Source organism: Arthrobacter sp. ok909, assembly GCF_900104405.1.
Taxonomy (GTDB): Bacteria; Actinomycetota; Actinomycetes; order Actinomycetales; family Micrococcaceae; genus Arthrobacter; species Arthrobacter humicola.
This window is the reverse complement of sequence record NZ_FNJS01000046.1, coordinates 23,443-30,567: the sequence shown is the minus strand read 5'-3', so window position 1 is coordinate 30,567 and position 7,125 is coordinate 23,443. Positions and strand designations below refer to the sequence as shown.

The following is a 7,125-nucleotide window of genomic DNA, read 5'->3' as shown; positions in this document are numbered from 1 at the left end:
GCGGTGGTCTTCCTTGTCGCCCTGTCGGCCGTTTTTCTCCTCTGGTACCGGTCCGAGGACACACTGTCGATCCACAGCGTGAACACCCGGCGTCGCGAAGCCTTCTACTGGACCGCCGTGCTGGTGACGTTCGCCCTGGGCACCGCGACCGGCGACATGACCGCGTACAGCCTGGACCTGGGCTATCTTGCGTCGGGCGTCGTGTTCGCCGCTGCGATCGGGGTGGGCGCTTTCGGGTATTGGCGTGGCTGGCTTGCGGCGATTCCGTCGTTCTGGTTCGTGTACATCCTCACCCGGCCCCTCGGTGCGTCCTTCGCCGACTGGACGGCCGTTTCCGTCGATCGGGGCGGTCTCGGCTGGGGGACCGGCCCCGTCAGTCTGGGCCTCGCCGCGTGCATCGCAGCAGTGGTCAGCTACCTGTCAATCGCCGGCAAAAGAAACGCTGCCGACCGCTTCCGCTAAAGAACCCGCCCGGCCCCCGCGTCCCGACCGGCCGGGTGACGGGGCGGACACAGCAAGAGACTGGCCGGCCGCAAGGGCTGACCAGTCTCTCGGGGGCTGCTAGAGCGGCTGGATGTTCTCAGCCTGGGGGCCCTTGGGCCCCTGGGTGATGTCGAACTGAACCTTCTGGTTCTCGTCCAAGGACTTGTAACCGCTGGAGGCGATTGCCGAATAGTGTGCGAACACGTCAGCGCTTCCGTCGTCAGGGGCAATGAAACCGAAGCCCTTTTCGGCGTTGAACCACTTGACAGTACCTGTAGCCATGCTTGATTTCCTTCACGGGTCGCTGGGCGGTTCCGCTTCTCGGAATACCGTCCCCGCCACTCACATAGATGAGCCTATGGGCGATCGTTGGCAGGGGCAACAGTTGGCTTCAAAAGCGGAAGTCGCCGAGGCGGTTTGGCATCAGCTGGCCGAAGGGTGAGCCGGCCGGTGCGGGTGCCACTGCTGCCGGTCTGCCTCAGGGCGTCTGAGAGGTGATCCATTGCCTGGCGTCCAGCTCTCCGATCCGCCGGTACAGGGTCGCCCGCGATATACCCAGGTCACGGGCGACGTGGGTGTCTGCCTCCCCGGCGTCGATGAGGCGCCGGGCGTTGCTGATCTGGCTGTCGCTGAACTGCTGCCGCCTCCCGCCCAGATCCTTCCCCGCGGCCCGGCGTTTGGAGACGGAGTCGTTGATGCGTTCGCGCTTAATCTCGAGTTCCATCTGGGCCAGTGCCGCTATGACGGTGAAGACCATGGATCCCATCGGGGTGCCGGTGTCCACATTCCCGCCGCCCAGGTTCAGCGCTCGAAGGTTGACGCCCCCGGCCCGCAGCTTTTCGGCGAGGCCGAGCATGTTCACCATGGACCCTCTCAGTCGGTCCAACGTGGTGACCACCAGAGTGTCCCCCTCGTGCAGTGCTTTCAGCGCCCTCTTGAATGCCGGCCTCGATGCCCTGGCGCCGCTGACCCCATGGTCGGTGTAGAGGTCATCACTTCGCACACCGGCTGCGAGCAGGTCCCGAACCTGCTGGTCGAAGTCCTGTTCCCTGGTCGAGACGCGGACGTAACCGATCAGTTTTCGCATATAGACCCCGCAAGTCTCTTGCAACCAATGCTCATGTCAGCAAAACCAGCAGGAGGTTGCGATACATGGTGGCAAGACGCTCAGAGCGGCGGAGTTCCAAGCCGCACTGTCATTTTCCGAAGTCGTCTGCACGGAATGGCCACACTGGTCTGCACTTGCTCTGGAACGTCGCCGAGGATCACGTTAAGGGACCCGGGTGAATTGTCCACAGCTGTGGACAACGGAAGCATGCTGCAATGCTGACACGTCAGCGCCTTAGGGGTTCTCAGAGTTCGGCGGCGGACGCCCGCGTGGGGCTCGGAGTCGGGGTACGGGGAGCGGTGGGGTCCAGATAAAAGTAGCTGCTCAAACCTGGGCGGGGGCGAGGATTACGTCGAAGCGGGTACGGGCCCAGGCCTGGTTGCTGAGGTCGCGGCCGTCGGGGGTGGGTGTGCCGGCGGGCTGGGTTTCAAAGCGTTTGATCAGCGAGTCCTTGTCCCCGAACACAGAGTCACCTCTCGATCTGCGGGTCTCCTTCGACGAACATGTGTGTTACCAGTGTCCGAAGGCCGGGGGCGGTGACCATGAAGTGCAGGTGGGAGGCCCGGACGGGTGAGCGTCCGGTCGCCTCGAGCATCTTGCCTACCGGCCCGTCGTGGGGGATGGGATACGGGGTCGGGGTGAGTCCCCAGAACGAGTATTTACCGTCGTCGTCGGCGAACAGGCGCGCACGTGCTGCGACGCGGGCATCGGCGTATTGGACATCATAGAAGCCGTCCTCGTCGGCTTCCCAGGCTTCGATTCGGGCGCCCGGGACGGGGTTTCCGGTGGTGTCGGTGATAGTGACTTCGACCCAACAGGGCTGCCCTGCCGCGCCGCCGGCAATGTCGCCGCCGCGGGGGATTTCGGGGGCATCGTCGACGAAGAACGGCCCGAAGACGGTGGCTTCGGTGGCGCCTTTGTAGGCCTGGTTGTTGATGGCGATGGTCTGCATAGACAGGCCAAGGACGTCGGAGAGGAGGATGAATTCCTGGCGTTTGTCGTCGGTGATGTGGCCGGCCGCGGTGAGGAACTCGATTCCGGTGTTCCATTCGTTCTCGGTGAGGCGGACTTCGCGGACGAAGTTATGCAGGTGCCGGGTCAGGGCCTGCATGAGCTGCTTAAGGCGGGGGTCTTCGGTTTTGTTGAAGGACGCGACGACGGTGTCTACGAGTTGTCGTTCTACGAGGGCCTGTTCCGGGCTGATGGTGTGTGCTGCTGCGGTGATTTCGGACAGCGGAATGAGTGGTTTCTTCTACGCTGCCAAGGCTGGCTGTTGATAACCATAGTGGACTTCGTTGGGCCGCCGGTAACCGAGTGCGGAGTGCCGGCGCCGGCTGTTGTAAAACCCCTCGATGTAGCGAATGACGTCGCTCCGGGCTTGTGATTTGGTCGCGTACACGGTCCGGTAGACACGCTCGTTTTTCAGGGCTGAGAAGAACGATTCGGCCATGCTGTTGTCCCAGCACACCCCGGTGCGGCCCATCGAGGAGCGCATGCCCAGGCCGGCCACCAGGACCCTGAAATCGGCCCAGGTGTAGACGCTGCCCCGGTCGGAGTGCCAGATCGCGGACGGCTCGATCCGGGTTGTAGCGGCGGCGTTCTTGAGCGCGTCGGCGACGAGTTCGGTGCGCATGTGATCGGCGATGGACCAGCCGACGACCTTCTTCGAGTAGCAGTCGATGACGGTGGCGAGGTAGATGAATCCTTGCCAGGTGTGGATGTAGGTGATGTCGCCGACGAACTTCACCCCGGGGCGGTCGGCGCTGAAGTCCCGGTTGACGAGGTCCGGCATGCCCGCGGCGGCCTGCGCGTCAGCCTCGGTGGTGATGCGGAACGGGCGTGGCTGACAGGCCACCAGCCCTTGGTGGCGCATGATCTGCCGCACCAGCTCGGGAGAGCACTCGGTCTGTTCCGCGGCGAGATCGGCGTGGATGCGCCGGTAGCCGTAGGTGCCCTCGGACTCCTCGAAGAAGTGCTGGATCCGCGCGGTCAGGGCCTGCCGGCGCCCCGAGGTGGCCGATTGTGGACGGGTGGCCCAGTGATAGAAACCGGACGTCGAGACGGCCAACCAGCGGCACATCCTCACCACCGGGTTCAGATTGGCGGGCTCAGCTTTTTGGGAATCGATGAATTCATACTTGCTCACTACCGCTGCTCCCGCGCGAAGTAAGCGCTGGCTTTTTTCAGGAACGCAGTCTCCGCCCGCAGCTCTTGAACTTCACGCTCGAGCTCCTTCAGCCGGGCCCGTTCCGAAACCGTCAGGTCCGCCTCCGTGCCGCCGTTGGCCTCGCGGTACTTGACCAGCCAGTTGCGGAGCGTCTCGGGGCCGACACCGTACGCGGTGGCCACGTCCTTGATCGGCTTGGACGTGCTGATCACCTCGCGGCACAGCTCGTCCTTGAACTCCTGGGTAAATCGCTTGCGTGATGCGGTCATGCTGATCTCTACTTTCGGTAGACCCCCATTTTAAGAGGGCCCACTGTCCGAGATCTCCGGGGAAGCCCAGTGGCCCCCGCGGTGGTGGTTTTCGACATGCGCTGTACTCCTGCGTCTTGTGGAAAGGCGTACGTTAGTTGGACGGGCAAAGGGCTTGGTCAGAGGTCCAGACGGGCCCGGGGGTCTTCGCCGGTGAGGGCTGCCTGAAGGAGGCGTGTGAGATTTTCGGTGGTGACAGGACGCGGGTTGGACGCGGGTACGGCGGGGAGGATGACGGCGACGGCTTCGGGAATCCCTTCAGCGGTGAAGCCGTAGTCGGCCAGTGCCTTGGGTGCGTCCAGGCGTTTGCGGAGTTCTTGGAGTCCGGTCAGTGCGTCGGTGGTGCCGAAGGCTACGGCGATGCGGGCTGCGGCGTCGGGCGTTGCGGGGGCGTTGAACGCCAGTACGTAGGGCAGCACGGTGGCGTGGGTCTGGGCGTGGGGGAGGTTGAAGGTGCCTCCCAGGACGTGGCAGATCTTGTGGTGCAGCCCGGATCCGGCGGAGGCGAACGCGACCGCGGCGAGGTAGGCGCCGTAGAGGGCCTGTTCGCGCCCCTCCGTCCCGGACGGGTCGGCGGCGATGAGCGGCAGGCCTTGGCTGAGGGCGCGGATTCCCTCGGCGCCGAGGGCGGCGTTGATGGGGTCGGCCCGCGGTGCCCACATGGAATCGATGCAGTGGGCCATGCCGTTCAAACCGGACGCTACGGACATGTCCACGGGCAGGGACAGCGTCAGGGCCGCATCGTAGATGACGGTGACGGGCAGGACGGCGTCGTCCACGCCGGTGGTTTTGCGGGATGCTTTGGTCAGGCCCCACACATTTGTGGCTTCCGAGCCGGCGTAGGTGGTGGGCACGGCGATGATCGGCAGGCGTGAGGTCATCGCGATCGCTTTGGCGAGTCCCGTCGTGGAACCGCCTCCGATACAGACCAGCAGGTCGATGTCGGCCCCAGCCGCCGCGGCGCGGGCCTTCTCGGCTGCCTCTATCGGCACGTGCATGACCACGTCGTGGTGCCAGAGTGCCACTTCGATCTCGGCAGCCACGATGCGGGCCATTTCCGTCTCGCGGTCCGAGGCGATCACCATGACATGCTGCGCGCCCAGCCGGGCCGCTTCCGCGGCGAGGTTCTCAGCAGCGTTGCCGGTGCCAAACAGCACCCGCTGGCCCAAAGTTACATGGTCAAAAGTCAGGCCCATAGTCAGTTCTCCCGGTTCAGGATTGCGGCGACGGCCCCGTATAGGGCGCCTTCCGGATCGGCAGGCAAGCGGTCCGCGCGCCAGCCGACGTGCTTGTCCGGACGGACCAGCACGGCACCATCTTCGGCCACGCCACGCAGTTTCGCCCAGTCGAAGTACAGGTCGGTGACTTCCTGGCCCGGGCCGATGACGACAGAGCCGACGGTGATGCCGAGCCGGTCGCTGACCTTCTGCGCCGCAGCTGACCAGTCCTTGCCGGTGATACCGGTGAAAACCGTGAAGTGGCCGTAGGGTGCGAGGTCATGGGTGGAGTACTTGTGCACGTTGTCTCCAATCCAGGCATGCGGCAGCCGCGCGCCCGGATGCGTGGACGGCTCGTAGTACAGCTCAGGATCGCGGGCGGGCGCTGGTTTTTCCGTTCCGTCGGGGACGATTGCAGAGGGGTCGTAGTGCTGACCCATTTCCACGCCGTGGGCGTTGAACTCGTAGTTCTTGATCTCCATGGCGTCCTGGATGGCCCGTCGCTTGGCGGCTCCCTCTGGGGAGTTGTCCTTGCGGGATTCGATTAGCGCGAGCATCTCCCGGGCGGTCTCCGCTTTGTCGACGCCGAGAGCTTCGAAGAGCTGCCCGAACTCGCGGCCGGACTTGTTGGCCCGCCCCACAATCTGCTTCGCCACCGGGGCGCGTCCAGCCGAATAGGTCTGAAGCAGCTCCCCGCCGGCCTGCCCCTTCAGGACGGCGGCGATCTTCCACGCCAGGTTGTAGGAATCCTGGATTGAGGTATTGGATCCCAGACCGTTGCTCGGCGGATGTTTGTGCACGGCATCCCCGGCGCAGAAGACGCGGCCGGCCTGCAGACGGGTGGCGTATTGCTCATTGTTGCCCCATAGGGAGATGCCGGTAATCTCGACGTCGAGGTCCGGCACCCCGATCAGGTTCCGCACCACCAGCCGGGCGTCGTCCTCCGTCACCTCGGGCGTTCCGTCGTTGATGTCGAAGCCCCACACGATCAGCCACTCATTCCAGGGCCGGACCATGCGCACCAGGCCGGCGCCGATGCCGCCGATGTTCGATCCGGGCTGGACCACCCAGTAGAGCACCGAGGGGCGGTGCCCGACGAGTTCCGCGATGTCCGCCTTGAAAGTGATATTCATGGAACCGGCAATGTCCATCTGCCCCTCGTACGGCAGGTTGATGTCGGCGGCGACCTTGGACCGGGCGCCGTCGGCGCCGATGAGGTATTTAGCCCGGATGGTACACTCGGTGCCGGTAAGCCGGTTGAGCACCCGGACGCTGACACCGTCTTGGTCTTGGCTGTGCGAGACGTACTCGCTGGAGAACTGTGTTTGCGTGCCGCGCATGGTGGCGTTCTTCACCAGGATCGGTTCCAGGTACGTCTGCGGGATGTCGCAGTTCATCGAAGGGGAGGCCAGCTCGTAGTCTGCGTGGCGGGCCGGGTGGTTGCCCCAGGTGAGGATCCGGCCGATCTCTTCGCCGGCGATCGAGGTGCAGAACACCGTGTCACCGATCATGTTATGCGGGGTGGCGTCGGCGAGGACCTGCTCCTCGATTCCCAGGTCCCGGAATATCTCCATGGTTCGCTGGTTCGTGATGTGGGCCCGGGGCGTGTTGGCTGTCCAGCGGTACTTGGTAATCATGATGTTGGGGACACCGAGCGAGGACAGGAACAGGGCAGCCGACGAACCGGCAGGGCCTGACCCGACGATCAGGACGTCAGTCTTGACGACGTTGGAGACGAGGGTCTCGGTCTCAGCAACCCCGTCGTTGAAAATCACCATTGTTTTTCCTCCCGTTTTGCCCACTGCGGGCCCCCTCGGTTTCATTTCAGTGTTCCACCTCACA

At 64.4% G+C, this 7,125-nt stretch carries 5 protein-coding genes and 2 pseudogenes; 1 reads left to right on the top strand and 6 read right to left on the bottom strand.

The annotated features are described in order from the left end of the window. Positions 1 to 462 (top strand): annotated as a pseudogene (locus BLR03_RS22280) (hypothetical protein); the annotation flags it as partial. 99 nt (positions 463 to 561) lie between these two features. On the opposite strand, the gene BLR03_RS22275 reads toward BLR03_RS22280, so the two are convergent. The 6 genes and pseudogenes from BLR03_RS22275 to BLR03_RS22250 all read right to left on the bottom strand — a co-directional run bounded on the left by BLR03_RS22275 (position 562) and on the right by BLR03_RS22250 (position 7,061). Then, on the bottom strand, positions 562 to 765 hold the full coding sequence (locus BLR03_RS22275) for a cold-shock protein (RefSeq protein WP_091256599.1): 204 nt from the start codon (positions 763 to 765) through the stop codon (positions 562 to 564). 196 nt (positions 766 to 961) lie between these two features. Then, positions 962 to 1,570 carry a recombinase family protein gene (locus BLR03_RS22270; protein ID WP_091256604.1) on the bottom strand — a complete coding sequence of 203 codons (609 nt, stop codon included), beginning with the start codon at positions 1,568 to 1,570 and terminating at the stop codon, positions 962 to 964. 345 nt (positions 1,571 to 1,915) lie between these two features. Further along, positions 1,916 to 2,825: pseudogene (locus BLR03_RS22265) on the bottom strand (dioxygenase). An 18-nt stretch (positions 2,826 to 2,843) separates the two neighbouring features. Continuing rightward, a protein-coding gene (locus BLR03_RS22260; RefSeq protein ID WP_091256598.1) for an IS3 family transposase occupies positions 2,844 to 4,027 on the bottom strand; the annotation gives its coding sequence in 2 pieces (ribosomal slippage) (positions 2,844 to 3,766 and positions 3,766 to 4,027; 1,185 coding nt in all). Between the two features lie 158 nt (positions 4,028 to 4,185). Then, positions 4,186 to 5,262 (bottom strand): maleylacetate reductase, encoded by a 1,077-nt coding sequence (locus tag BLR03_RS22255; protein ID WP_091256596.1) that lies wholly within the window; start codon positions 5,260 to 5,262, stop codon positions 4,186 to 4,188. A 2-nt stretch (positions 5,263 to 5,264) separates the two neighbouring features. Beyond that, complete coding sequence (locus BLR03_RS22250; protein WP_091256594.1) at positions 5,265 to 7,061, bottom strand: FAD-dependent oxidoreductase; 1,797 nt, start codon at positions 7,059 to 7,061, stop codon at positions 5,265 to 5,267. Between the last annotated feature and the right edge of the window lie 64 nt (positions 7,062 to 7,125).

Excerpts from the sequence above, each read along its gene's own strand:
- BLR03_RS22255 (WP_091256596.1), bottom strand. The coding sequence starts at position 5,262 with ATGGGCCTGACTTTTGACCATGTAACTTTGGGCCAGCGGGTGCTGTTT.
- BLR03_RS22275 (WP_091256599.1), bottom strand. The coding sequence starts at position 765 with ATGGCTACAGGTACTGTCAAGTGGTTCAACGCCGAAAAGGGCTTCGGT.
- BLR03_RS22250 (WP_091256594.1), bottom strand. The coding sequence starts at position 7,061 with ATGGTGATTTTCAACGACGGGGTTGCTGAGACCGAGACCCTCGTCTCC.
- BLR03_RS22270 (WP_091256604.1), bottom strand. The coding sequence starts at position 1,570 with ATGCGAAAACTGATCGGTTACGTCCGCGTCTCGACCAGGGAACAGGAC.